Below are 22,258 nucleotides of genomic sequence, written 5' to 3' on the forward strand. Positions count from 1 at the left end.
GTCCATTGTCCCCCCACCCGCCGACATCCGCGGGGATCTCAGCGGCGGCGCGCGCGATCCGCGACCACGAGCAGCCAGATCCAGCCGACGACCCAGGCGAGGGCGAGCACGGCGGCCGCCACGATCGCCCCCCACGGCGTCGTCGCCCCGGCGGGCACAAGCGGGTTCGCCCCGGGGACCTTCCCGAAGCCGGACGCATCGGAGACCGTCACCTCCGTCACGGTGTAGGCCGGGAGGGTGAACAGCAGGAGCCCGCCGGGTCCCGCCAGGGTCAGCAGGGTGCCGACGACCTTGTGTCGTAGCTGCCAGGTCGACGACATCCAGAGCATGACGAGCCCGACGAGCCAGCCGATCACCGGCACCACGAAGCCGCCGATCGAGCCGAGCAGCACGGTGACGACGCTGTACCAGGCGGCATCCTGCTTTTGCGGCTCTGCCACCACCTGCCGCGCCTCCGAGCGCGCGCTCGCGGCGACGAAGGCGGGGTCCCCGAGCTCGCGCAGCCGCTCGGCGGCCTCGGCGTCGCCGAGCCCGTCGAGCTCCTCGCGGATGCCGCGCACGAGCTCATCACGGGTCGCGCGGTCGACGTCGGCCAGCTCGCGCTGGAGGGCCGCGAGGTAGCTGTCTGTCTGGGTCATGGTGTCTCCTCGGGGGCGATGATCTGGGTGACGGATGCCGCGAAACTGGTCCAGTCGTCGCGGAAACGGTGCAGTGCGGCGGCGCCCGCCGTGGTGAGTTCGTAGTAGCGACGCGGCGGGCCGGACTCGGAAGCCACCTCGTAACTCGTGACGAGGCCGCGCTCGCGCAGCCGGGAGAGCACCGGGTAGAGCGTGCCGATGCTGCCGATGATGGCGCCGTCGGCGATGAGCCGTTCGGCGAGTTGCCAGCCGTACATCGACTCGCGGGCGAGCAGGCCGAGGATGCATGCTTCGACGACACCGCGCCGCAGTTGCGTCGCATGGTCCGTCGCTATCATGCATCGCATACTACCGAACGGCTGTCACGAATCGCGATGCCGTCCGGTCAGAGCGGGTGACCCCCGAGAAAGGACCCCCATGACCATCCTCGTCACCGGCGGCACCGGCCGCCTCGGCCGGCACGCCGTCGACGCCCTCCGCGCCCGCGGACACGAGCCCCGCATCCTGAGCCGCCGGCCCGGCGCCGACCACATCGTCGCCGACCTCGGCACGGGCGAGGGCCTCGCCGCGGCGCTCGACGGCGTCGACACCGTGCTGCACCTCGCCACCACGCGTTCGAAGGACATCGGGCAGACGCGGATGCTGCTGGATGCGATGGCGGGCACGGGCGCGCACCTCGTGTTCATCTCGATCGTCGGCGTCGATCGGGCGCCGTACGCGTACTACCGCGACAAGGTGGCGAGCGAGGAGGCCATCGCGGCGTCGGGGGTGCCGCACACGATCATCCGCGTCACCCAGTTCCACGGTTTCGTCTCCGAGTTCCTCGACGCGCAGCGACGGCTGCCGGTGACCGTCGTCGTGCCCGCGACCGTGCAGACCATCCACATGCCCGAGGTGGCCGCCCGGCTCGCCGAGCTCGTCGACGCCCGACCTGCGGGGCGAGTCGCCGATCTCGGCGGCCCCGAGCTGCTCACCCTGCGCGAGCACGCCGTGCAGTGGCAGCAGGCGCACGGCATCCGTCGCCCGATCTGGTCGCTGCGGCTTCCCGGTCGCTTCGCCCGCGCCGCACGCGAGGGCGGCCTCACGAGCGGACTGCCGGGCGGCGGGCGCGTCACCTTCCGCGAGTACCTCGCCGAGGAACTCGGCAACCGTGCTACGAATGGGGCGTGACCGACGACGTCTTCGCGCTCCCGCTGTGGATGGACCTGCTGGCCGTCGGCATCGGCAGCGTGCAGGGGGCGGCGTTCGCGGCCCAGTTCCGTGACCGTCGTCTCGACCTCCTCGGGGTGGCGATCGTCGGCATCGCGACGGGCTTCGGCGGCGGTCTGCTGCGCGACATCCTGCTCGGGCAGGTGCCGCTCGCGCTGCAGAGCAACTGGTATCTGCCGGTCGCGACCGTCGCGGCGCTCGTCGGCATGCTGCTGCAGCGGCTCGTGCACCGGCTCGGCGTGACGCTCAACATCCTGGATGCCGTGACGATCGGCATGTTCGGGGCGCTCGGCACGACGAAGGCGCTCGCGCTCGGGCTTCCGGCGGTGCCCGCGGTGTTCGTGGGGGCGGTGGCCGCGGTCGGCGGCTCGATCCTGCGCGACCTGCTGCTGAACCTGCCGATCGCGATCATGCAGGTGGGCTCGCTCTACGCGGTCGCCGCGATCGTCGGCTCGGCGACCCTCGTGGTGCTCGACGCGCTCGGGGCGGATGTGCTGCTCGCCGGGATCGTGTGCGTCGCGGTGACCTTCGGGGTGCGGGTGCTCGCGCTCGCCTTCCACTGGTCGCTCCCGGAGCAACGCCACCTGCCGACCGGCGCCATCCGCATCGTGCGACGCCCGAAGCCCGACGCGGATCGCTGAGGCGTCGAGTCCGTCGCCTGAGGCCGCGCCGGGGCGACCGAGATGGACGCCTCACCTCAGGACCTCGGCAGCACCGCCTCGGCGAGGGTGCGACGCAGCCAGGCCAGGTAGCGGGTCTCGCTGAAGCCCGCGCGCACGACGAGGCGCTCGTAGGTCTCGGGCATCACGAGCACCCAGACGGTCGTCACGAGCTCGTCGCGTGACAGGTCGGTGCGCGCCCAGCCGCGGTCGAGGCAGATGCCGACGAGCTGGTCGATCTCCTCGCGCGCGAGCGCGAGACGCTCGGTGAGCGCCCGGTCGAGTTCGGGATCCCCCGCGGCCGCACTCGCGAGCGCCGCGAAGGCCCCGTAACTGAGCTTGTTGATCTCGAGACTGACGCCGACGGCGTGGTCGAGGAACGACTCGGGGTCGGGCTGCGCCACGTAGCCCTGGCCGAGCTCGCTCTCGATGAAGGGCTGGAGCTCGTGGTTGTAGGTCACGCACTCGACGGCAGCGACCACGAGCGCCGCCTTCGGCCCGTGCGCGCGGACGGTCTCCACCGACACCTTCGCCTCGCTCGCGATCTCGGCGAGCGTCGTGCGCTCGTAGCCGTTCTCGGCGAAACGCACGACGGCCGCCTCGACGATGCGCCGGCGCGTCTGCGCGGCCTGCTGCTCGCGCAACTCCGAGCTGTAACGACGGGTGTCGGTCGGCATGCCTCTCCTGAGGTATTGACTTGGGTCTAACAGTAGTGAATACTCATCAACCGTATTCACCGGTTCATCATACCATCCACCTACGAAAGAGACACCCCATGACCTCCGTCATCCTCGGCGCGATCCCCTTCGACGGCCACGTCGCGCCCATGCTCGGCGTCGCCCGCCGCTTCGTCGAGCTCGGCATCCGCGTGCGCTTCCTCACGGGCGCCGCCTACGCCGAGCGCGTCCGCGCCACGGGCGCCGAGTTCCTGCCCCTCCCGGCGGACGCCGACCGCGTGGATGCCGACGTCGTGCGCGAGACGGACGGCAGGCGGCTGAGCGGTGCCGCAGCGCTCCGCGACAACCTCACGCGCGTCTTCATCGAGCCGGCCGCCGGCCAGTACCGCGCGCTGCTCGAGGCCATCGCGGCCGGGCCCGTCGACGCCGTGCTCACCGAGACCGGCTTCAGCGGCGCCGCGGGACTGCTGCGCACCCCCGGCCACCCGCCCGTCGTCGTGTGCGGCATCATCCCGCTCGGGGTCACGAGCCGCGACACGGCACCCTTCGGCCTCGGGCTCTCCCCCGACGCGAGCCCGCTCGGCCGCATCCGGAACCGTGCGCTCGCCTGGTTCATGCGCCGGGTCATGTTCCGCGAGAACCAGGAGGCCGCCGACGCGCTCATGCGGGAGCTGACCGGCGAGGACATGCACGGGTTCTTCCTCGACTGGTCGCGTGAGGCCGACGCCATCGCGCAGTTCACGGTGCCCTCGTTCGAGTACCCGCGCAGCGACGCCCCCGCGAACCTGCGCTTCTTCGGCCCCGTGTCGCGACTCGAGCCCTCCACCGTCGCGACGCCCGACTGGTGGTCGGAACTCGACGGCACGCGTCCGATCGTGCACGTCACCCAGGGCACGCTCGCCAACGACGACCTCGGCGAGCTCATCCGCCCCACCCTCGACGCCCTCGCGGGCGACGACGTGCTCGTTGTCGTGAGCACCGGCGGGCGGCCGGTGTCGGCGCTCGGTGAGCTGCCGGCCAACGCCCGCGCCGCGGAGATGCTGCCGTACGCGGAGCTCATGCCGCGCGTCGACGTCTTCGTCACGAACGGCGGCTACGGCGGGCTGCACTACGCCCTCGAGAGCGGCGTGCCGATGGTCGTCGCCGGCGACACGGAGGACAAGCCCGAGACGGCGGCGCGCGTCGCCTGGTCGGGTGTCGGGGTGAACCTGCGCACCGGCACGCCCACGGCATCCGCCATCGGCAGCGCCGTGCACGAGGTGCTCGCCGACGGCCGCTACGCCCGCGCCGCCGCCCGCATCGGCGCCGACATCCAGGCCTCGCCCGGTGTCGACGGCCTCGCCGAGCTCGTGCGCGCGCTCACGCCCGCCCGCGCCTGAGGTTCCGCGAGAGTACGCACTTTGGGGCCCTTGTGGGGCCGAAAGCGCGCAAAAGTACGTACTCTCGCGGAGGTCTGCGTTCGGGAGGACGACACGCCGCACCCGCGCCGGATGCGGTGGCCCGGCCGGCGCGTCGTCCTCCCGAACGAAATCAGACGGCGGCGAGCTCGCGGTCGCCCGACTCGAACCGCACGGCGCGGTTCACGGCCGAGACGACGGCCTTGAGGGATGCGGTGGAGATGTCGGCGTCGATCCCGACGCCCCACAGGCGCTTCTCGCCCACCTGCAGCTCCACGTAGGCCGCGGCCTGCGCGTCGCCGGAGGCGCTGAGCGCATGCTCGACGTAGTCGTAGAGCTTGATCTCGTGGCCGGCGGCCGACATGATCCCGAGGAACGCCGCGATCGGGCCGTTGCCCTCGCCGTGCGCCTCGGTCACCTCCTCACCGATGCGCCAGCGGATGTCGAGGCTCACGACCCCCGTCAGCTCGCTCGCCGTCCGGGTCGAGAGCAGCTCGTAGCGGCCCCACTTGTCGTCGGCGTGCGCGGCCGGCAGGTACTCGTCCTGGAAGATCTCCCAGATCTGCTCGCTCGTGACCTCGCCGCCCTCGGCATCCGTCTTGGCCTGCACGACGCCCGAGAACTCGATCTGGAGCTTGCGCGGCAGGTCGAGCGCGTGGTCGGTCTTCAGCAGGTAGGCGACGCCACCCTTGCCGGACTGCGAGTTGACGCGCACGACGGCCTCGTAGCCGCGGCCGAGGTCCTTCGGGTCGACCGGCAGGTACGGAACCGCCCACTCGAGCTCGGTGACCGCCACGCCCGCCTCGGCGGCGCGCGCATCCATCGCCTCGAAGCCCTTCTTGATGGCGTCCTGGTGGGATCCCGAGAAGGCCGTGTAGACGAGGTCGCCCGCCCAGGGGCTCCGCTCGTGCACCTTGAGCTGGTTGCAGTACTCGGCCGTCACGCGGATCGCGTCGAGGTCGGAGAAGTCGATCTGCGGGTCGATGCCCTGCGTGAACAGGTTGATGCCGAGCGCGACGAGGTCGACGTTGCCGGTGCGCTCGCCGTTGCCGAAGAGGCAGCCCTCGATGCGGTCGGCGCCGGCCTGGTAGCCGAGCTCGGCCGCCGCGATCGCGGTGCCGCGGTCGTTGTGCGGGTGCAGGCTCAGGATGACGTTCTCGCGGTGGTTCAGGTGCCGGCTCATCCACTCGATCGAGTCGGCGTAGACGTTCGGCGTCGCCATCTCGACCGTCGAGGGCAGGTTGATGATGACCTTGCGCTCGGGGGTCGGCTCGAAGATCTCGAGCACCTGGTTGCACACGTCGACCGCGTACTCGAGCTCGGTGCCCGTGTAGCTCTCGGGCGAGTACTCGTAGAAGACGTTCGTGCCGGGCACGGTCGCCTCCAGCTCGCGGCACTTGCGGGCGCCGTGCAGGGCGATGTCGACGATGCCCTGCTTGTCGCTCCGGAACACGACCTCGCGCTGCAGCACGCTCGTCGAGTTGTACAGGTGCACGATGACGTTCTTCGCGCCCCGGATCGACTCGTAGGTGCGCTCGATGAGGTGGTCGCGCGCCTGGGTCAGCACCTGGATGGTGACGTCATCCGGGATGAGGCCCTCCTCGATGAGCTGCCGCACGAAGTCGAAGTCGGTCTGGCTCGCCGAGGGGAAGCCCACCTCGATCTGCTTGTAGCCCATCCGCACGAGCAGGTCGAACATGATGCGCTTGCGTTCGGGGCTCATCGGGTCGATGAGGGCCTGGTTGCCGTCGCGCAGGTCGACCGCGCACCAGAGGGGCGCCTTCTCGATGTGCCTGTCGGGCCAGGTGCGGTCGGGCAGTTCGACGCGGAACTGCTCGTGGTACGGGCGATAGCGATGGATCGGCATCGCGGAGGGCTGCTGGGTGTTCTTCATGGTCTCTGGGTCTTCCGGTCGGGATGGTCAGCCAACGACGAACTCCGCGACGGGGAAGGCCTGGAACTAGGACCCGTCGCGGCAGCTAAGAAGAAGCAGGCCGAAGCGCACCCGAAAAGGGTAGCACCGGATGCGGGCGCCAGGGCACGACAGTGCGCGACAGCGGCGTGACAGCGGCCGAGGCGCACCCTCGGGGGTATGACCAATTTCGCGATCGAGGCCCACGGCCTCACCAAGAGCTTCGGGTCGACCCGGGCTCTCGCCGGGATCGACCTCGAGGTGCCCGAGGGCCGCGTGCTCGGCGTGCTCGGCCCGAACGGGGCCGGCAAGACCACCGCGGTGCGCATCCTCGCGACCCTGCTGCGACCCGACTCCGGCACGGCGCGCGTCGCCGGCCACGACGTGCTCGCCGAGCCCGACGCGGTGCGCCGCTCGATCGGCCTCACCGGCCAGTACGCGAGCGTCGACGAGGACCTGACAGGCGTCGAGAACCTCGTCATGATCGGCCGCCTGCTGCACCTGCCGGCCTCCCAGGCGAAGGCGCGCGCGGCCGAGCTGCTCGACCGTTTCGACCTCACGGATGCCGGACGTCGCCTCGCCAAGACCTACTCGGGCGGCATGCGCCGCCGTCTCGACCTCGCCGCGAGCCTCGTCGGGCACCCGAGCGTCGTCTACCTCGACGAGCCGACGACCGGCCTCGACCCCGCCAAGCGCGACGACGTGTGGAACATGGTGCGCGCGCTCGTCGCCGACGGCACGACCGTGCTGCTGACGACGCAGTACCTCGAGGAGGCCGACGCGCTCGCGCACGACATCACCGTCATCGACCACGGGCGGGTGATCGCCCACGACACCCCGCTCGGCCTCAAGTCGCAGCTCGGCGGGCAGACGCTCGTCGTGCGCCCCGCGGATGCCGCCCAGCTGCCGCGCGTGGCCGGCCTGCTCGCGGAGGTGGGCACCCGGGCGCCGGAGCACCCCTCCGAGGAGGAGGTGTCGGTGCCCGTCACGGGCGACGACGCGCTCGTGCGCACCGTCGCCCGGCTCGCCGAGGAGGGCATCGCGGTGACCGAGCTGTCGCTGCGCCTGCCGAGCCTCGACGAGGTCTTCTACGCGCTCACCGGGCGCACCCAGCAGGCGGACGCCGACGCATCCGCACTCGAGACCGAAGGAGCGAACGCCTGATGGACGCCCTCATCCTCGCCCGCCGCACCGTCACCAAGATGGTGCGCAACCCCGAGCAGTTCATCGACGTGACGCTGCAGCCCGTGCTCATGACGGTGATCTTCGTGTTCATCTTCGGCGGCGCGGTCTCCGGCGGCACCGAGCAGTACCTGCTGCTCACGCTGCCCGCGATCGTCGTGCAGACGATCATGTTCACCTCCATGACGATCGGCGTGAACCTCAACACCGACCTCAAGAACGGCGTGTTCGACCGCTTCCGCTCGCTGCCGATCGGCCGCTCCGCGCCGCTCGTCGGCGCCGTGCTCGGCGACATCGTGCGGCACACGATCGCGGTGGGCGTGAGCCTCGCCTTCGGCGCGCTCATCGGCTTCCGCTTCCACACCTCCCCGCTGGAGGTGCTGTCGGCGATCGTGCTCATGATCGTGTTCGCCGTGAGCCTGTGCTGGATCTCGGTGTTCGTGGGGATGATCGTGCGCAGTTCGGGCGCCGTGCAGGGCATCTCGTTCCTCGTGGTGTTCCCGCTGACGTTCGGCTCCTCGGCGTTCGTGCCGGCCGACACGCTGCCCGACTGGCTGCAGGCCTGGGTGTCGATCAACCCCGTCAACCACGTCATCGAGGCCATGCGCGGCCTGCTCGTCGGCGCCGACCACATGGCGGGAGACATCACGCTCGGCGGCCAGATCCTCTGGGTGCTGGCGAGCTGCGTCGTGCTCGTCGGGGTGTTCTTCCCGCTCGCGACGTGGGCCTACCGCCGCAAGATCTGACGGATCCGCTCCGCCTCCGAGGCGGTGCCGAGCTGCTCCCCGGAGCCGGACGGCACCGCCTCGAGCGCCGTCCGGATGGCGTGCTCGAGCGGGTCGGACCGGTCCGGCCCGCCGCGCAGCTCCTCGGCGACACGCAGCGAGGCGCGGGCGCCGTCCGGATCGCCGAGGGCGAGCTCGGCCTCGGCGAGCCCGAGCGCGGCCGCCGCGATCACGGGGTGGTCGTGGCTCGAGACGGCGGCCTCCGCGGCCTCCGTCAACGCCGGCCAGGCGTCGTCCAGGCGCCCCTCGGCGACCGCGAGCCGCGCCGCGAGCACGGCCGTCATCGACACGAGCTGGGCGGGGATCGACGGCCACGCCTCGGATGCCGTGCCGGCCGCCGCGAGATGCTGCGCCGCGGAGGCGGCATCGCCGGTCATGAAGTCGAGGTGCGCCGCACTGAGGTGCGCGAACGCGGTCGCCCGCGCCGATCCGCTCGCGGTCGCCTCGCCGAGCATCCGGTCGACGCGCGCGCAGGCCTCGTCGAGGCGCCCGAGCCGCACGAGCACCTGGATCGCGAGCCCCTGCTGCTGCTGGAGGTCCCACGACGAGGTGATGGCCCGCAGGTCGGCGGTGGACTGGTCGGCGACGGCGAGCGCCTCCTCGAGCCGACCGGTGAAGGCCAACCACTGCGAGCGCATCTGCCGGGCGAGCGCGAGGCCCCACAGGTCGCCGACCCCCTCGAACAGCTCGAGCGCGAGGTCGCTCGCCTCCTCGAGCTCGTCGAGCCGACCGCTGTTGTGCGCGATCGCGGCCCGCAGCGCCGACAGCATGGCGCGCGGCCACGCCCCGAGCGACGGGTCGTCCGCGGGTGCCGCGACGTCCGCACCCGTGATGTGGGCGGCCGCGAAGGCGCGCATGAGCGGCGGCATGACCTGCAGGATGTCGTTGTCGCTCGCGGAGGCCAGCTCGCCGAGCCGCGCGAGCTCGGCGTCGACGTCGAACTGCCCGAGCGGTGACCGCTGCGCCTCCTCCTCCATGCCGGAGAAGCCGCGCACCATGAGGGTCACGGCGCGCACGATGAGCGCCTGATCGGTCTCGAGCCGCTGGGCGATGGGGCCCACCTGGGTGAGCCAGCCGATGGCGTCCTCGTTGCGGTCGCGGATGATCCAGTACCAGGCCGTCGAGGCCACGATGCGCACCGCCGCGTCGTCGAGCGAGCCGCCCATCGCGTACCGCAGCACGTCGGCGATGTTGTCGCCCTCCTCGTCGAACCAGCGCAGCGCCCCGTGCACGCCGGGGCCGCGCAGCAGCCGGTCGTACCGGTCGACGGCGTCCGCCAGCCGCTCCGCCTGCTCCGCGCGGCGTGCGGCGAGGGCGTCGTCCTCGGCGAGACGCTCGAGCCCGTACTCGCGGATCGTCTCGAGCGCGCGGTAGCGGCCCGCCGTGCGCTGCAGGAGCGACTTGTCCACGAGCGCGTCGAAGGTCGCGGCCCGCACGCCGTGGGCGGCCTCCACCTCGCGCGCGTCGCCGACCGCGACCCCCGCGGGGTAGAGGGCGCTCGCCTGCAGCAACGCCCGCTCGTCGGCGTCGAGCAGGGTCCAGCTCCAGTCGATGAGGGCGCGCAGCGTGCGGTGCCGGGGCAGCGCCGTGCGCACACCCCCGGACAGCAGCGCGAAGCGGTCGTCGAGGCCCGCGGCGAGCTCGTCGAGGGTGAGCGTGCGGCTCTTCGCGGCGGCGAGCTCGAGCGCGAGCGGCAGGCCGTCGAGCCGCTCGCGGATGCGGCGCGCCGCATCCTGCTCGTCCGTCGTGAGCGCGTGGCCACGCGCCGCCCGCACGCGGTCGTCGAAGAGCCGCTCGGCGTCGGCGGCGTCGAGCGGACCGAGCGGCACGAACGCCTCACCGGGCACGCCCAGCGGTTCCCGGCTCGTCGCGAGGATGCGCAGCCGCGGCTCGGCGGCGAGCAGCTCGGCGGCGAGCCGCGCGGCCGCGTCGATGACGTGCTCGCAGTTGTCGAGCACGATGAGCAGTTCGCGCCCCCGAATCGCGTCGAGGATGCGCTCCCGCGTGGACACGCGCTCGGACGCGGCCTCGCTCGGCGCCCGCACGTCGCGTCCGAGCGCGCCGAGCACCGCCTGGCGCAGCTCGTCGGCGCCGGCGGGTGCGAGCTCGACGAAGACGGCGGGCGGATGCGCGCGGCCCGCCTCGAGCGACAGTCGCGTCTTCCCCGCGCCACCCGGCCCGAGGATCGTCACGAGCCGTGAGAGGGCGAGCTGGTCGGCGACGCCCGCGAGCTCGGCGTCGCGTCCGATGAGCTCGGTGAGCGGCGCCGGAACGTGCGGCACCTCGGCGGCGGATGCGCGCCGCGCGGCACGGGCGACGGCCGCGGCATGGTCGCGCGCGAGGTCGCGCTCGAACCAGTCGTAGCCGGCGTCGGGCGTCCACGGCGCCCCGGCCCAGAGCCCGAGCGCCTCCTCCGCGAGACGGGCGGTCTCCTCCGCGTCCTCGGTCGCGGACGAGGCGGCCACGAGGTCCTGGAAGCGCACGGCGTCGACGGCGTCGCGCGGGAGCTCGAGGCGGTAGCCCCCGGGCGTGGAGGCGATGACGTCGACGGGCAGCTGCGGACGCAGCCGTGAGACGAGCGACTGCAGCGAGGCACGCGGGTTCTCGGGCGGATCGTCGGGCCAGACGTCCTCCGCGATCGCCCGGTAGCCGAGGTGGGTCTGCGGTTCGAGGGCGAGGCGGAACAGCAGCGCGCGCTGGCGATCACCCGTGACCTCGACGGGGTGCCCCTCGTGGTCGACGTGCCATCCGCCGAGCATCCGAATCCGCACCGCTCCACCCTAGGGCCGCACCCGGCCGAGGACCGCCCGGTGCCGGGACCAGGATCCGGCACCGGGCGGCGACCGGGCTCAGTCGACGGCGAGTGCCGTGATCGGTGAGACCCGGGTCGCGCGACGAGTGGGGGCGATCGTCGCGACGATGGTGAGGGCCGCCGCGGATGCCACGACGACCGCGATCACGGCCCACGGCATCCCGGGCAGCACGATGCCGGGCATGCCGTTCGCCGAGCCGAGCAGCGACTGGGCGCCGACCCAGCCGTAGAAGGTGCCGAGCACGAGCCCCACGAGCACCGCGGCGGCCGTCAGCTGCACGCTCTCGGCGAGGATCATGCGCCGCAGCTGCCCGCGCGAGAAGCCGAGCGCGCGCAGCAGCCCGAGCTCGCGGGTGCGCTGCAGCACGCTGAGCGAGAGCGAGTTGACGAGGCCGACGGCCGCGATGAGCGCGCTCACCCCGACGAGCACCGAGAACACGATCGTGACGGTGTCGAGCATCTGCTCGGTGCCCGCGTAGGTCTCCGGGCTCGCGGCGCGGGCCTCCTCGATCAGCAGCCGGAAGCTCGCCGTCGCGACGCCGAACATCGTCACGAGCGTCACGCCGATGACGACGCCGATCGTCGTGCGGGTGGCCCGCTCCGGATAGCGCACCGCGTTGGCGGCGGCGAGGCGGACGGACGGCGTGCGGCCGAGCATCCGCCCGACGAGCCGCAGCGCGGGCGGCATGAACAGGTGGGCCCCGAGCACGAAGCCGGTGAACGAGATCACCCCGCCGACGAGCCCCACGAGCACCCCGAGCGGGCTCACGAGCCCGATCAGGAGGGCGCCCACGAGCAGGGCGCCGCCCAGCACGAGGAGGGTGATCGAGACGCCGTTGCGCCCCGGACGCGCACGCAGCTCCTCGTGGGAGAGCGGCTGCGCACCCCCGATCGCCTGCAGCGGCGTGACCGAGAGCACCCGGCGCGAGCCGATCCACGACGCCAGCCAGGTGGTGAGCACGACGCCCACGATCGGGACGACGAGCATCGGATGCGCCCAGTCGTGCGCGAGCTCGGGGAGCCAGCCGAGGGCGACCGCCGCGCGCTCGAGGGCGAGCGCGAGGAGCGTGCCGACCGCCGCGCCCGCGACGGCGCCGACCACGCCGACGACGAGGCCCTCCCGCGCGACCGCCCGCCGCTGGGCGCGCGCGCTCGACCCCACGAGGCGCAGCAGCGCGATGAGCCGCGCGCGCCCCGCGACGATGGTCGCGAAGGTGTTGACGGTCACGACGGCGCCGACGTACACCGCGATCACGAGGAACACCAGGGCGACGATCGGCAGCATGAACGCCACCGTGCCGCTCGCCCCGGTGACGCCGTCGGCGCGCACCGCATCGGCGAGCACGTTGGTGACCTGCAGCAGGGCGACGCCGAAGGCGCTCGAGAGCCCCGCGACGAGGATCGAGGAGGTGTGCTCGCGCAGTCCGCTCGAGGTCGAGACCGCCATCAGGACACCTGCTCCATGGTGAGCATGTAGTTCGCGATCTCGGCTGCGGTCATCCCGGTGCGGTCGTCGACGAGCCGTCCGTCGGCGAGGAACAGCACGCGGTCGGCGTAGCTCGCGGCGACCGGGTCGTGGGTGACCATCGCGATCGACTGCCCGTAGCCGCGGGTGGCCGACTGCAGCACCTGCAGGACCTCGCGGCCCGTGCGGGAGTCGAGGTTGCCGGTCGGCTCGTCGGCGAACACGAGCTCGGGGCGCGTCACGAGCGCGCGGGCGATCGCGACCCGCTGCTGCTGCCCGCCCGAGAGCTCGTGCGGGCGGTGGCCGAGGCGCGCATCCAGCCCCAGCACCGTCTCGAGCTCGTCGATCCACTCGCGTTCGCGCACGCTCGGCGTGCGACCGTCGAGCTCGAACGGCAGCATGAGGTTGCCCTCGACGTCGAGGGTGGGCACGAGGTTGTAGGCCTGGAACACAAAGCCCACCCGTCGGCGCCGCAGCAGCGTGAGCTGCTCGTCGCCGAGCGAACCGATCTCGGTGTCACCGAGCCACACGCGACCCGAGCTCGGCGAGTCGAGCCCCGCCATGATGTGCATGAGGGTCGACTTGCCCGAGCCCGACGGGCCCATCACGGCGGTGAACTCGCCCCGGCGGATGCCGAGGGTCACCTCCCGCAGGGCGTCGACCCGTGCGCCGTGCGCGCCGTAGCTCTTCGTCAGGCTCTCGACCCGGGCGACGAGGCCCGCGGGCCGCTCCGGGTCGACGAGGGGAACGGGGATGCGCGTGGTGAGGTCGTCCATGCCTCCGACGCTACGGAGCGGTCCGCGCCCCCGCGTCCCCACCACGGATCATTCCCCATCCCCCGTGAGGATGATGTCAAACGCTGTAGCGCCTGCCGGTGCGCGACCGTGTTGACTGCCGCGCGACGCCCAGCGCTGCAGCGTTTGACCAGAAGGGGTCAGTCGACGAGGCGGTGCTCGAAGGCGTAGACGACGAGCTGCACGCGGTCGCGGAGGCCCAGCTTCGCGAGGATGCGCGAGATGTGGGTCTTCACGGTCGCCTCCGAGACGTACTCGGTCGTGGCGATCTCGGAGTTGCTGAGGCCGCGGCCGGCGAGCAGGAAGATGTCGCGCTCGCGGGCGGTCAGCTGCTCGAACTCTTCCGGAACCGCGACGGTGGCCCCGCGCGAGTCGAAGTGCTCGAACAGCTCGCGCGTCGCCGAGGGGGCGAGCACCGCGGTGCCCGCGTGCACGGTGCGGATGGCGGCGAGCAGGAACTCGGGGTCGGCGTCCTTCAGGAGGAAGCCGCTCGCCCCCGCCCGGATGGCGCGGGTCGCCGCCTCGTCGAGGTCGAAGGTCGTGAGCACGATGACGCGCGGGGTCTCGCGCCCCGCGGCGGTCGAGGCGGAGATGATCCGCTCGGTCGCCTCGATGCCGTCCATGACGGGCATCCGGATGTCCATGAGCACGACGTCCGGCTGACTGCGCGCGACGAGCGCGACCCCCTCGAGCCCGTCGCCGGCCTCCCCCGCGAACTCGAGGTCCGGCTGGGAGCCCACGAGCATCCGGATGCCGGTGCGGAACAGCGCCTGGTCGTCGACGAGGGCGACACGGATGGTCATCGGGGCAGGTCCTCCAGGGAGACGGGGGTGGTGGGTGCGACGGGCGGCTGCGGGGCGGTCGGCGCGTACGGCAGCCACGCGGTGACGACGAAGCGGTCGCCGTCGATGCCGGCGCGCAGCCAGCCGCCCGTGAGGGCGGCGCGCTCGGTCATGCCGGCGATGCCGTGACCGACGGCCGCCGCACCGACGGGGATCATGCCCGTGCGCGGCTTCACCTCCGGCATCCGGCTGACCACCGCGACCTCGAGCCCGTGCGAAGTCCAGCCGAAGCGCACCGCGACCTCGTGACCGACGTCGGCGTGCCGCAGGGCGTTCGTGAGCGACTCCTGCACGATGCGGTAGACGGCGAGCTGCTGGTTGGCCCCGAGCACGAGCGGCGTGCCGGTGTCCTCGCGGGCGATCTGCAGTCCGGATGCGCGCAGCTGCTCGATCAGCCGATCGAGGTCGCCGAGGGTGGGCTGCGGTCCGTCCTCCTGCTGGTAGCGCAGCTGGGCGAGCAGCACGCGCACCTCGCCGAGCGCCTCCCGCGCGGTCGAGGCGATCGTGCGCAGCGCCTCCTCGGCGGCGGCCGGATCCGCGCGCGCCGCGTAGCGTGCACCGTCGGCCTGGGCCACGACGACAGCGAGCGAATGCGCCACCACGTCGTGCATGTCGCGTGCGATGCGCGTGCGCTCCTGCTCGGCGGCCACCTCCTGCTCGGCGGCGATCGCCGCCGCCCGGCTCTCCCCGGCCCGGATGCGGGTGCGGACGAGCTGCCCGATGGACCAGGCGAGCAGGAACGCGAAGGCGAAGGCGATGAACCAGCCCGCGCCGCGCTGCGCCAGCTCGGGCACGTAGCTCGCGCAGTACTCGTACTGGAACCGCAGGCACATGCTCAGCTCGCTGAAGCCCTGCGTGAGCAGCACGTAGAGGGTGATCGTGACGGGCGCGACGAGCGCCGAGACGAGCGACAGCCAGCGCACGAGCGAGCTGCCGTAGGCGGCCGCCGAGTACACGATGGGGAACACGGCGACGTCGGCCACGCCGGGGTCGATGCCCGCGACCATCTGCAGGGTCGCGATCGTCCACGCGAGGCCGAGGGCGAGGCCGGGCGACTTGCGGCGCAGGGCGAGCGCGCCCGCGAGGCCGGTCGGCACGAACAGCTCGCCGAGGCCCACCTGGTACGGGTAGTACAGCCAGGAGAACAGCGCGCACAGCCCCAGGAAGCCCACCGCGATGAGCAGGTCGACGACGAGCTGCGTCGTCGTGAGCCTCCGGAACATGCCCCTCACGGTACGCGGCACCCCGGCCGGCCACCGCATCCGGCGGACGAAATCATCCGCGCGATGTAGGCGCGGTCAGAAGCCGAGACGGGAGAGGTGCTTGGGGTCGCGCTGCCAGTTGGGTGCCACCTTGACGCGCAGGTTGAGGTACACCTGGCTGCCGACGAGCGGCTCGATGCCGGCGCGGGCGCGGGCGCCCACCTCCTGCAGCCGGGCGCCGCCCTTGCCGATGACGATGCCCTTCTGGCTGTCGCGCTCGACCCACAGGTTCGCGTACACCTCGACGAGCTCCTTGTCGTCGCGCTCGACGATGTCGTCGATCGTCACCGCGAGCGAGTGCGGCAGCTCGTCCGAGACTCCGTCGAGGGCCGCCTCGCGGATGAGCTCGGCGATGCGGTGCTCGAGCGTCTCGTCGGTGATCGCGTCGTCGGGGTAGAGCGCCGGCGACTCCGGCAGCAGCCCCATCAGCTGGGTGAGCAGGGTGTCGAGCTGGATGCGGCTCGTCGCCGAGACGGGCACGATCGCCTCCCAGTCGCGCAGCTCGCTGATCGCGAGCAGCTGCTCGGCGACCGCGGGCCGCGACACGGCGTCGATCTTGGTGACGATGGCGACCTTCTTCGCCCGCGGGAAGTGGTCGAGCTGCTCGTTGATGAAGCGGTCGCCCGGCCCGATCTTCTCGTCGGCGGGCAGGCAGAAGCCGATGACGTCGACGTCGCCGAGGATCGAGGTGACGACGGCGTTCAGCCGCTCCCCCAGCAGCGTGCGGGGCCGGTGGATGCCGGGGGTGTCGACGATCACGAGCTGGCCGTCGCGCGTGTGCACGATGCCGCGGATCGCGGAACGCGTCGTCTGCGGCTTCGGCGAGGTGATCGCCACCTTCTCGCCGACGAGCGCGTTGGTGAGCGTCGACTTGCCGACGTTCGGGCGCCCCACGAAGGTCGCGAACCCGGCTCGGAACTCCTGCTCGGTCATCGGTCCTCCTCCGTGCCCGCGAACGCCTCCTGCGCGTCGATGAGGCTCGCATCCCGCTCCACGAGCACGGTCGAGAGGTGCTTGCGGCGCCCCTCGGTGCGCTCGGCCGTCAACACGAGCCCCGACACGGTCGCGGTCGACCCCGGCACCGGCAGACGCCCCAGCGTCTTGGTGAGCAGACCGCCGACCGAGTCGACGTCGTCGTCCTCGAGCTCGATCCCGAACAGGTCGCCGAGCTCGTCGGTCGGGAGCTTCGCGCTCACCCGGTACAGGCCCTCCGACAGTTCGACGACGTCGTCGGTGTCGCGGTCGTATTCGTCGGAGATGTCGCCGACGAGCTCCTCGATGAGATCCTCCAGGGTCACGAGCCCGGCGATGCCGCCGTACTCGTCGACCACCATCGCGAGATGCGTCGAATCGAGCTGCATCTGCCGCAGCGTGTCGTCGGCCTTCTTCGACTCCGGGACGAACGCGGCGGGGCGCGCGAGCTCCTTGGCCGAGATGGACGATGCGTCCAGCGGCTGCTCGTGGCTGATCCGCGCCACGTCGCGCAGGTACAGCACCCCGAGCACCTCGTCGGAGTCCTTGCCGACGACGGGGATGCGCGAGACGCCCGTGCGGAAGAACTGGCCGAGCGCGGCGCCGATCGTGGCATCCGCGTCGACCGTGACCATGTCGGTGCGCGGCACCATGACCTCGCGCACGACCGTGTCGCCCCACGCGAAGATCGAGTGGATGAGCTCGCGGTCGTCCTCCTCGAGCACCTCGAGCTCGGTCGCCTCGTCGACCATCGAGAGCAGCTGCTCCTCGCTCGAGAAGGTGACGGCCGTCTTCGGGCGGCCGGGCGTCACCCGGTTGCCGAGGGCCACGAGCCCGTCGGCGATCGGCCCGAGCAGCACCCGCACGGCCCGCACGATGAGCGCCGAGAAGGCGACGATGCCCTTCGCGTGCGCGCGACCGACACTGCGCGGGCTCGAACCCACGAGCACGAAGGAGGTGCCGGTCATGACGAGGGCGGCGGCGAGCAGCACCCACCACCACTCGACGAACACCTCGGCGAAGACGAGCGTCACGAGCACCGCGGCGAACGACTCCGACACGACGCGCATGAAGTTGACGGCGTTGACGTGCGCGCCGATGTCTGCCGAGATCGCCAGCAGCGAGCGCCGGGCCCGGTGGTGGGCGGCGAGGTCGACGAGGTCGGTGCGCGAGAGCACCGAGAGCGCGGCATCCACCGCGGCCAGCAGACCGCCGAAGGCGACGGCGACGACCGCCGCCGCGATGAACACGCCGATCATCCGCGCCTACCGTCGTCGCTGGGCGTGGGCGTAGCCGACGAGGATGTCGCGCTGCAGGCCGAACATCTCCTTCTCCTCGTCGGGCTCGGCGTGGTCGAAGCCCAGCAGGTGCAGGATGCCGTGGGCCGTGAGCAGCTGGAGCTCGTCCTGGGTGGAGTGGCCGGCGGTCTTCGCCTGCTCGATGGCGACCTGCGGGCACAGCACGATGTCGCCGAGCAGGCCGGCCGGGGTCAGCTCGTCCTCGGAGCCGGGGCGCAGTTCGTCCATCGGGAAGCTCAGCACGTCGGTCGGGCCCGGCTCGTCCATCCACTGCACGTGCAGCTGCTCCATCGCGGCCTCGTCGACGAGCACGATCGCGAGGTCGGCATCCGGGTGCACGTGCAGGAAGTCGAGCGCGAACGCCGACAGCCGCACGAGGGCGGCCTCGTCGACGGCGACACCCGACTCGTTGTTGATCTCGATCGACATCGTCAGCTCTTCCTCATGCCCTTGCGCCGCTCGGCGCGGTTGGCGAACTCGGCGGCCTCGCGACGCTCGTGGTCGCGTGCCTGCTTCTTGGCGTCGTACTCCGTGTAGGCGTCGACGATGCGGCCCACGAGCGAGTGCCGCACGACGTCCTCGCTCGTGAGGGTCGCGAAGTGGATGTCGTCGATGCCGCCGAGCACGCGCGTCACGAGCCGCAGGCCCGAGGCTCCCGTCGGCAGGTCGACCTGGGTGATGTCGCCCGTGACGACCATCTTGGTACCGAAGCCGAGACGCGTGAGGAACATCTTCATCTGCTCGGGGCTCGTGTTCTGCGCCTCGTCGAGCACGACGAAGGCGTTGTTGAGGGTGCGCCCGCGCATGTAGGCGAGCGGGGCGACCTCGACGGTGCCGGCCGCGAGCAGCTTCGGCACGAGCTCCGGATCCATCATCTCGTTGAGCGCGTCGTAGAGCGGGCGCAGGTACGGGTCGATCTTGTCGGTCAGGGTGCCCGGCAGGAAGCCGAGTCGCTCCCCCGCCTCGATCGCCGGCCGGCTCAGGATGATGCGGTCGACCTCCTTGCGCTGCAGCGCCTGCACGGCCTTCGCCATGGCGAGGTAGGTCTTGCCGGTTCCGGCGGGGCCGATGCCGAAGGTGATGGTGTTCTCGTCGATCGCGTCGACGTAGGCCTTCTGGCCGAGGGTCTTCGGACGGATGGCCTTGCCGCGCGCCGTGAGGATCGCCTGGCTGAGCACCTCCGCGGGCGCCCCGCCCGAGTCGAGGATGCGGCGCGAGGTGGTGACCTCGCCGGGGCCGAGATCGACGCCCTTGCGCACGAGCTCGACCAGCTCCTCGACGAGGCGACGGGCGGCATCCACCTGCGCGGCCGGGCCCTCGAGGGTCACCTGGTTGCCGCGCACGAGAACCTGCACCTCGGGGTACTGGTGCTCGAGGGTCGTCAGCAGGCGGTCCTGGGGGCCGAGGAGGCGCACCATGGCGACGCCGTCGACGTCGAGCGAGGCTGTGCCGCGCTCGGCGCCGGTCGGGATGCCGTCAGCCAAGGGTGCCTTCCGCGAGTCCGCCTGCGAGCACGTGCGCGTGCACGTGGAAGATCGTCTGCCCGGCGCCCGCGCCGGTGTTGAACACGAGGCGGTAGTCGCCGTCCGAGTGCTCCGCGGCGAGCCGCTTCGCCACCTCGACGACGTGCGCGAGCAGCGCCGGGTCGGCATCCGCGAGCGAGGCGACGTCCGGGTAGGCGGCCGTCTTCGGCACCACGAGCAGGTGCACGGGCGCCTGCGGGGCGATGTCGCGCACCGCGATCACCGTGTCGTCCTCGTAGAGGATGTCGGCGGGGATCTCGCGCGCGATGATCCGCTCGAAGATCGTGGGGGCATCCGGCATGCCCCCATTCTACGGATGCGACGCGCCGGGCTGCTTGGATGGGGGAATGGACCGGGTGCTGCCGGGCATCATCGCCCTCGTCGCGGGTGCCGCGCTCGCCGTCGTGCTCATCGTGCCGTTCGTGGCGATCAGCTACCGGCGTCGCGGCGGGCTCACCGCCGGCCGCACGCTCGCCTGGACCGCCCTGCTCGTGTGGGTGCTGGGACTCTGGGCCTACACGCTGCTGCCGCTGCCGGACCCGGGCGCCGTGAACTGCGTCGGCGTGATCCTCGACCCGCTCGAGGGATTCCGCGACGTGTTCGGTGCGGGCGGGGCGGGCGCGGCCCAGCAGCTGCTGCTCAACGTGGCGCTCTTCGTGCCGTGGGGCGTGCTCGTGCGCGCGCTGTGGCGGCGGGGCTGGATCGTCGCGGGCGTCACGGGGTTCGCCTTCTCGCTCGGCATCGAGCTGACCCAGCTGACGGGCGTGTGGGGCCTCTATCCCTGCGCCTATCGCTTCTTCGACACGGGCGACCTCGTCACCAACACGAGCGGCGCGATCCTCGGCTCACTGCTCGGGCTGCTGTTCTTCCGCGGCCGCACGGCGCCGATGCCCGCGCACGGCGACCGCATCACACTGCCGCGCCGGCTGCTCGGGATGCTGTGCGACGCGCTCGTCGTGCTCGGCGTCGAGTTCGTCGTGACGATCGGCGTGAACGCGCTGCAGTTGTACGGGCTGAACCGGCCGCGGGAGTCGTTCGACCCGGCGATCTCGGACGCCGTGGGCACCGCGGTCGCCTTCCTCGCCGTGGCGCTGCTCGTCGTCGCGACCGGCACGACGCCCGGCGAGTCCGCCGTGCGCCTCGAAGGCGTCGACGGTCGCCGCCCCGTCGCCCTCTGGCGCGCGGTGCGCTACCTCGCCGGCATCGGCGGCTTCGTGCTGCTCGGGGCGATCCCGGTTGTGGGCGGCATCCTCGCCGCGGCGTTCGCGGTCGTCACGCTCGTCCTCGCGTGGCGCACGGACGGCCACCGCGGCCTCGCGGGCCTCGCCTCCGGGATGCGGGTGCGCGTGGGCGGCGCATCGCCCGCCCGGTCGTCCTAGACGCCCGCCACCGGGACCCCGCGCGCCCGGGCGACTTCGCCGAGCCGCGTGTCGAAGGTGGCGAGGGTCGCGCCGCTCGCCTCGGCGGCAGCGAGCACGCAGCAGTCGGGAAGACGGAGGCGGTGTGCGGCGCGCAGCCGCGCGAGCGTCAGCGGCTCGTCGGCGCTCGGGTGGTGTCGCTCGATGCCGAGGCGGCCCAGTGCCGCGAGTGCCTCCTTCTCGCGCCCCGCCGCGACGGGGCCCACGAGGCACTCCGCGAGGGTCATCGGATGGATGGCGAGCTCCTCCTCGGTGTCGAGGATCGCGAAGGCGGCGTCGGCGTGGGCGTCGTCGCCCGCGAGATGCGCGATGAGCACGCTCGCGTCGAGGACGATCACGCCGGCCAGTCCTCGCGGAGCTCCTCGAGGTATCCGGGCGGGAACACGGCCGCGAGCGAGCCCCGCGTCTGCTCGAGCGCGGCGCGACGCTGGGCCCGGCGCGCCGTGCCGGTCGCACTCAGCGACGCCGCCCCCTCCTCGAGCAGCCGCGTGACGAGCTCGGCGCGCGGAACCCCGGGCCACTCCGCCGCCGCGAGTTCGAGAGCCTGATCCACACGCGGGGTCCGGGTCACCTGGATGCGCGGGAGGGAGGTCGGCATACCGAGAGTGTACCACCCCGATCGCGCGGTGGTACACCTCGGGTGGCGTCCGCGACGAGCGACCTCACCAGCGGCCGAGGTGCGCGTTGAGCACCGCGAGGGCGGCGGGGCCGGCGGTCGAGGTGCGCAGCACCTCGGTGCCGAGGCGTGCGAGCACGGCGCCGGCATCGGCGAGGCGGTCGAGCTCGCGCGGGGCGACGCCACCCTCGGGCCCGACGACGAGGGTGACGCGGTCGGCGCCGCCGAGGTCGAGTCCCGTGAGCGGCGCGTCGGCGGTCGGCTCGAGCACGACCACGAGCCCCGGCAGCCGGGCGAGCTGCGCGGTCGTCGCGAGCGGCGCGACCTCCGGAACCCACGGGCGGATGGCCTGCTTGCTCGCCTCGCGCACGATCGTGGCCCAGCGTTCCTGGTTCCGCGCGACCTTGGCGCCCTCCCACCGGGTCACCGAGCGCTCGGCCGCCCAGGGGATGACGCCCGCGACGCCGAGCTCCGTCGCCGCCTGGACGGCGAGCTCGTCGCGGTCGCCCTTCGCGAGCGCCTGCGCGAGCCACAGGGCGGGGCGCGGGGCGGGCTCGTGCGTCACCTCGTCCACGACGACCGCGAGCACCCCGGCCTCCGCCTCGGCGACCACCCCGTGCACGATCGTGCCGCGCCCGTCGCCCACCGCGATCCGCTCACCCGGACGGATGCGCGACACCTGCAGGGCGTGGCGCGCCTCCTCCCCCGTCACCTCGACGCGCGCGCCGACGCGCGCATCCGCGAGCTCCGGGGTCAGGTACAGGTGCGCCACGGGCTCCACTCTCGCACGGGTGCGG

Annotated in this window: 23 protein-coding genes; 6 read left to right on the plus strand and 17 right to left on the minus strand. The window is 72.5% G+C overall.

The genetic code is table 11. The annotated features are described in order from the left end of the window. Positions 1–38 precede the first annotated feature (38 nt). Both D7I47_RS14640 and D7I47_RS00320 read right to left on the minus strand, forming a co-directional pair. On the minus strand, positions 39–638 hold the full coding sequence (locus tag D7I47_RS14640; RefSeq protein ID WP_157981537.1) for an HAAS signaling domain-containing protein: 600 nt from the start codon (positions 636–638) through the stop codon (positions 39–41). Continuing rightward, positions 635–976 carry a PadR family transcriptional regulator gene (locus tag D7I47_RS00320; protein ID WP_120761197.1) on the minus strand — a complete coding sequence of 114 codons (342 nt, stop codon included), beginning with the start codon at positions 974–976 and terminating at the stop codon, positions 635–637. Before D7I47_RS00320 ends, D7I47_RS14640 begins: the two co-directional genes overlap by 4 nt. A gap of 79 nt (positions 977–1,055) precedes the next feature. On the opposite strand from D7I47_RS00320, the gene D7I47_RS00325 reads away from it, so the two are divergent. Next, complete coding sequence (locus D7I47_RS00325; protein ID WP_120761198.1) at positions 1,056–1,808, plus strand: SDR family oxidoreductase; 753 nt, start codon at positions 1,056–1,058, stop codon at positions 1,806–1,808. 29 nt (positions 1,809–1,837) lie between these two features. Then, complete coding sequence (locus D7I47_RS00330; RefSeq protein WP_120763738.1) at positions 1,838–2,488, plus strand: trimeric intracellular cation channel family protein; 651 nt, start codon at positions 1,838–1,840, stop codon at positions 2,486–2,488. Positions 2,489–2,544: 56 nt separating this feature from the next. Here the strand turns inward: D7I47_RS00330 and D7I47_RS00335 are convergent, their stop codons facing one another. Further along, entirely contained in the window at positions 2,545–3,183 is a 639-nt protein-coding gene (locus D7I47_RS00335; RefSeq protein WP_120761199.1) for a TetR/AcrR family transcriptional regulator, read from the minus strand. Positions 3,184–3,281: 98 nt separating this feature from the next. On the opposite strand from D7I47_RS00335, the gene D7I47_RS00340 reads away from it, so the two are divergent. Continuing rightward, positions 3,282–4,562, plus strand: coding sequence for a nucleotide disphospho-sugar-binding domain-containing protein (locus tag D7I47_RS00340; protein ID WP_120761200.1), 1,281 nt, complete (start codon positions 3,282–3,284; stop codon positions 4,560–4,562). Positions 4,563–4,713: 151 nt separating this feature from the next. On the opposite strand, the gene leuA is transcribed toward D7I47_RS00340, so the two are convergent. Then, entirely contained in the window at positions 4,714–6,474 is a 1,761-nt protein-coding gene (gene leuA / locus D7I47_RS00345) for a 2-isopropylmalate synthase (RefSeq protein WP_120761201.1), read from the minus strand. A 198-nt stretch (positions 6,475–6,672) separates the two neighbouring features. Between leuA and D7I47_RS00350 the strand changes: the two genes are divergently transcribed. Both D7I47_RS00350 and D7I47_RS00355 read left to right on the plus strand, forming a co-directional pair. Then, the gene (locus D7I47_RS00350; protein ID WP_120761202.1) at positions 6,673–7,656 is read left to right on the plus strand and encodes an ATP-binding cassette domain-containing protein; all 984 of its coding nucleotides are present in this window, start codon (positions 6,673–6,675) and stop codon (positions 7,654–7,656) included. Continuing rightward, positions 7,656–8,420, plus strand: a complete 765-nt coding sequence (locus D7I47_RS00355; RefSeq protein WP_120761203.1) for an ABC transporter permease — start codon at positions 7,656–7,658, stop codon at positions 8,418–8,420. The genes D7I47_RS00350 and D7I47_RS00355 overlap by 1 nt, the downstream gene beginning before the upstream one ends. Here D7I47_RS00355 and D7I47_RS00360 read toward each other — a convergent pair. The 10 genes from D7I47_RS00360 to D7I47_RS00405 form a co-directional block, all read right to left on the minus strand. Continuing rightward, positions 8,402–11,230 carry an ATP-binding protein gene (locus tag D7I47_RS00360; protein WP_157981539.1) on the minus strand — a complete coding sequence of 943 codons (2,829 nt, stop codon included), beginning with the start codon at positions 11,228–11,230 and terminating at the stop codon, positions 8,402–8,404. The two genes, D7I47_RS00355 and D7I47_RS00360, sit on opposite strands and share 19 nt — an antisense overlap. A gap of 78 nt (positions 11,231–11,308) precedes the next feature. Beyond that, positions 11,309–12,718: an ABC transporter permease gene (locus tag D7I47_RS00365; protein ID WP_120761205.1), complete on the minus strand. Its 1,410-nt coding sequence runs from the start codon at positions 12,716–12,718 to the stop codon at positions 11,309–11,311. Then, positions 12,718–13,512 carry an ABC transporter ATP-binding protein gene (locus D7I47_RS00370; protein WP_120761206.1) on the minus strand — a complete coding sequence of 265 codons (795 nt, stop codon included), beginning with the start codon at positions 13,510–13,512 and terminating at the stop codon, positions 12,718–12,720. Before D7I47_RS00370 ends, D7I47_RS00365 begins: the two co-directional genes overlap by 1 nt. A 158-nt stretch (positions 13,513–13,670) precedes the next feature. Beyond that, positions 13,671–14,333, minus strand: a complete 663-nt coding sequence (locus D7I47_RS00375; RefSeq protein WP_120761207.1) for a response regulator — start codon at positions 14,331–14,333, stop codon at positions 13,671–13,673. Then, positions 14,330–15,595, minus strand: a complete 1,266-nt coding sequence (locus tag D7I47_RS00380) for a sensor histidine kinase (protein ID WP_120761208.1) — start codon at positions 15,593–15,595, stop codon at positions 14,330–14,332. The genes D7I47_RS00375 and D7I47_RS00380 overlap by 4 nt, the downstream gene beginning before the upstream one ends. A gap of 75 nt (positions 15,596–15,670) precedes the next feature. Then, a complete protein-coding gene (gene era / locus D7I47_RS00385) occupies positions 15,671–16,567 on the minus strand; it encodes a GTPase Era (protein WP_120761209.1) in 897 nt (298 codons plus the stop codon). After that, positions 16,564–17,865 carry a hemolysin family protein gene (locus D7I47_RS00390; RefSeq protein ID WP_120761210.1) on the minus strand — a complete coding sequence of 434 codons (1,302 nt, stop codon included), beginning with the start codon at positions 17,863–17,865 and terminating at the stop codon, positions 16,564–16,566. The genes era and D7I47_RS00390 overlap by 4 nt, the downstream gene beginning before the upstream one ends. Positions 17,866–17,871: 6 nt before the next feature. After that, a complete protein-coding gene (gene ybeY / locus D7I47_RS00395; protein ID WP_120761211.1) occupies positions 17,872–18,333 on the minus strand; it encodes an rRNA maturation RNase YbeY in 462 nt (153 codons plus the stop codon). A gap of 2 nt (positions 18,334–18,335) precedes the next feature. After that, positions 18,336–19,322, minus strand: a complete 987-nt coding sequence (locus tag D7I47_RS00400; RefSeq protein ID WP_120763739.1) for a PhoH family protein — start codon at positions 19,320–19,322, stop codon at positions 18,336–18,338. Between the two features lie 58 nt (positions 19,323–19,380). After that, the gene (locus D7I47_RS00405; protein ID WP_120761212.1) at positions 19,381–19,728 is read right to left on the minus strand and encodes a histidine triad nucleotide-binding protein; all 348 of its coding nucleotides are present in this window, start codon (positions 19,726–19,728) and stop codon (positions 19,381–19,383) included. A gap of 46 nt (positions 19,729–19,774) precedes the next feature. Here D7I47_RS00405 and D7I47_RS00410 point away from each other — a divergent pair, with 46 nt between their 5' ends. Then, entirely contained in the window at positions 19,775–20,806 is a 1,032-nt protein-coding gene (locus D7I47_RS00410) for a VanZ family protein (protein ID WP_170154350.1), read from the plus strand. Here D7I47_RS00410 and D7I47_RS14645 read toward each other — a convergent pair. The 3 genes from D7I47_RS14645 to D7I47_RS00420 form a co-directional block, all read right to left on the minus strand. Beyond that, complete coding sequence (locus D7I47_RS14645; RefSeq protein ID WP_157981540.1) at positions 20,803–21,183, minus strand: type II toxin-antitoxin system VapC family toxin; 381 nt, start codon at positions 21,181–21,183, stop codon at positions 20,803–20,805. The genes D7I47_RS00410 and D7I47_RS14645 overlap by 4 nt on opposite strands. Next, a complete protein-coding gene (locus D7I47_RS14650; protein WP_157981542.1) occupies positions 21,180–21,443 on the minus strand; it encodes a hypothetical protein in 264 nt (87 codons plus the stop codon). The genes D7I47_RS14645 and D7I47_RS14650 overlap by 4 nt, the downstream gene beginning before the upstream one ends. A 64-nt stretch (positions 21,444–21,507) precedes the next feature. Beyond that, entirely contained in the window at positions 21,508–22,233 is a 726-nt protein-coding gene (locus D7I47_RS00420; protein ID WP_120761215.1) for a 16S rRNA (uracil(1498)-N(3))-methyltransferase, read from the minus strand. Positions 22,234–22,258 lie beyond the last annotated feature (25 nt).

This window comes from Protaetiibacter intestinalis (assembly GCF_003627075.1).
In the GTDB taxonomy this organism is placed as follows: Bacteria; Actinomycetota; Actinomycetes; order Actinomycetales; family Microbacteriaceae; genus Homoserinibacter; species Homoserinibacter intestinalis.

Coding starts and splice junctions, on each gene's coding strand:
- era (WP_120761209.1), bottom strand. CDS start 16,567: ATGACCGAGCAGGAGTTCCGAGCCGGGTTCGCGACCTTCGTGGGGCGC.
- D7I47_RS14650 (WP_157981542.1), bottom strand. CDS start 21,443: ATGCCGACCTCCCTCCCGCGCATCCAGGTGACCCGGACCCCGCGTGTG.
- D7I47_RS00370 (WP_120761206.1), bottom strand. CDS start 13,512: ATGGACGACCTCACCACGCGCATCCCCGTTCCCCTCGTCGACCCGGAG.
- D7I47_RS00335 (WP_120761199.1), bottom strand. CDS start 3,183: ATGCCGACCGACACCCGTCGTTACAGCTCGGAGTTGCGCGAGCAGCAG.
- D7I47_RS00355 (WP_120761203.1), top strand. CDS start 7,656: ATGGACGCCCTCATCCTCGCCCGCCGCACCGTCACCAAGATGGTGCGC.
- D7I47_RS00320 (WP_120761197.1), bottom strand. CDS start 976: ATGATAGCGACGGACCATGCGACGCAACTGCGGCGCGGTGTCGTCGAA.
- D7I47_RS00380 (WP_120761208.1), bottom strand. CDS start 15,595: ATGTTCCGGAGGCTCACGACGACGCAGCTCGTCGTCGACCTGCTCATC.
- D7I47_RS00410 (WP_170154350.1), top strand. CDS start 19,775: ATGGACCGGGTGCTGCCGGGCATCATCGCCCTCGTCGCGGGTGCCGCG.
- D7I47_RS00390 (WP_120761210.1), bottom strand. CDS start 17,865: ATGATCGGCGTGTTCATCGCGGCGGCGGTCGTCGCCGTCGCCTTCGGC.
- D7I47_RS00405 (WP_120761212.1), bottom strand. CDS start 19,728: ATGCCGGATGCCCCCACGATCTTCGAGCGGATCATCGCGCGCGAGATC.
- ybeY (WP_120761211.1), bottom strand. CDS start 18,333: ATGTCGATCGAGATCAACAACGAGTCGGGTGTCGCCGTCGACGAGGCC.
- D7I47_RS00365 (WP_120761205.1), bottom strand. CDS start 12,718: ATGGCGGTCTCGACCTCGAGCGGACTGCGCGAGCACACCTCCTCGATC.
- D7I47_RS00375 (WP_120761207.1), bottom strand. CDS start 14,333: ATGACCATCCGTGTCGCCCTCGTCGACGACCAGGCGCTGTTCCGCACC.
- D7I47_RS00330 (WP_120763738.1), top strand. CDS start 1,838: ATGGACCTGCTGGCCGTCGGCATCGGCAGCGTGCAGGGGGCGGCGTTC.
- D7I47_RS14640 (WP_157981537.1), bottom strand. CDS start 638: ATGACCCAGACAGACAGCTACCTCGCGGCCCTCCAGCGCGAGCTGGCC.
- D7I47_RS00400 (WP_120763739.1), bottom strand. CDS start 19,322: ATGGTGCGCCTCCTCGGCCCCCAGGACCGCCTGCTGACGACCCTCGAG.
- D7I47_RS00340 (WP_120761200.1), top strand. CDS start 3,282: ATGACCTCCGTCATCCTCGGCGCGATCCCCTTCGACGGCCACGTCGCG.
- D7I47_RS00350 (WP_120761202.1), top strand. CDS start 6,673: ATGACCAATTTCGCGATCGAGGCCCACGGCCTCACCAAGAGCTTCGGG.
- D7I47_RS00325 (WP_120761198.1), top strand. CDS start 1,056: ATGACCATCCTCGTCACCGGCGGCACCGGCCGCCTCGGCCGGCACGCC.
- leuA (WP_120761201.1), bottom strand. CDS start 6,474: ATGAAGAACACCCAGCAGCCCTCCGCGATGCCGATCCATCGCTATCGC.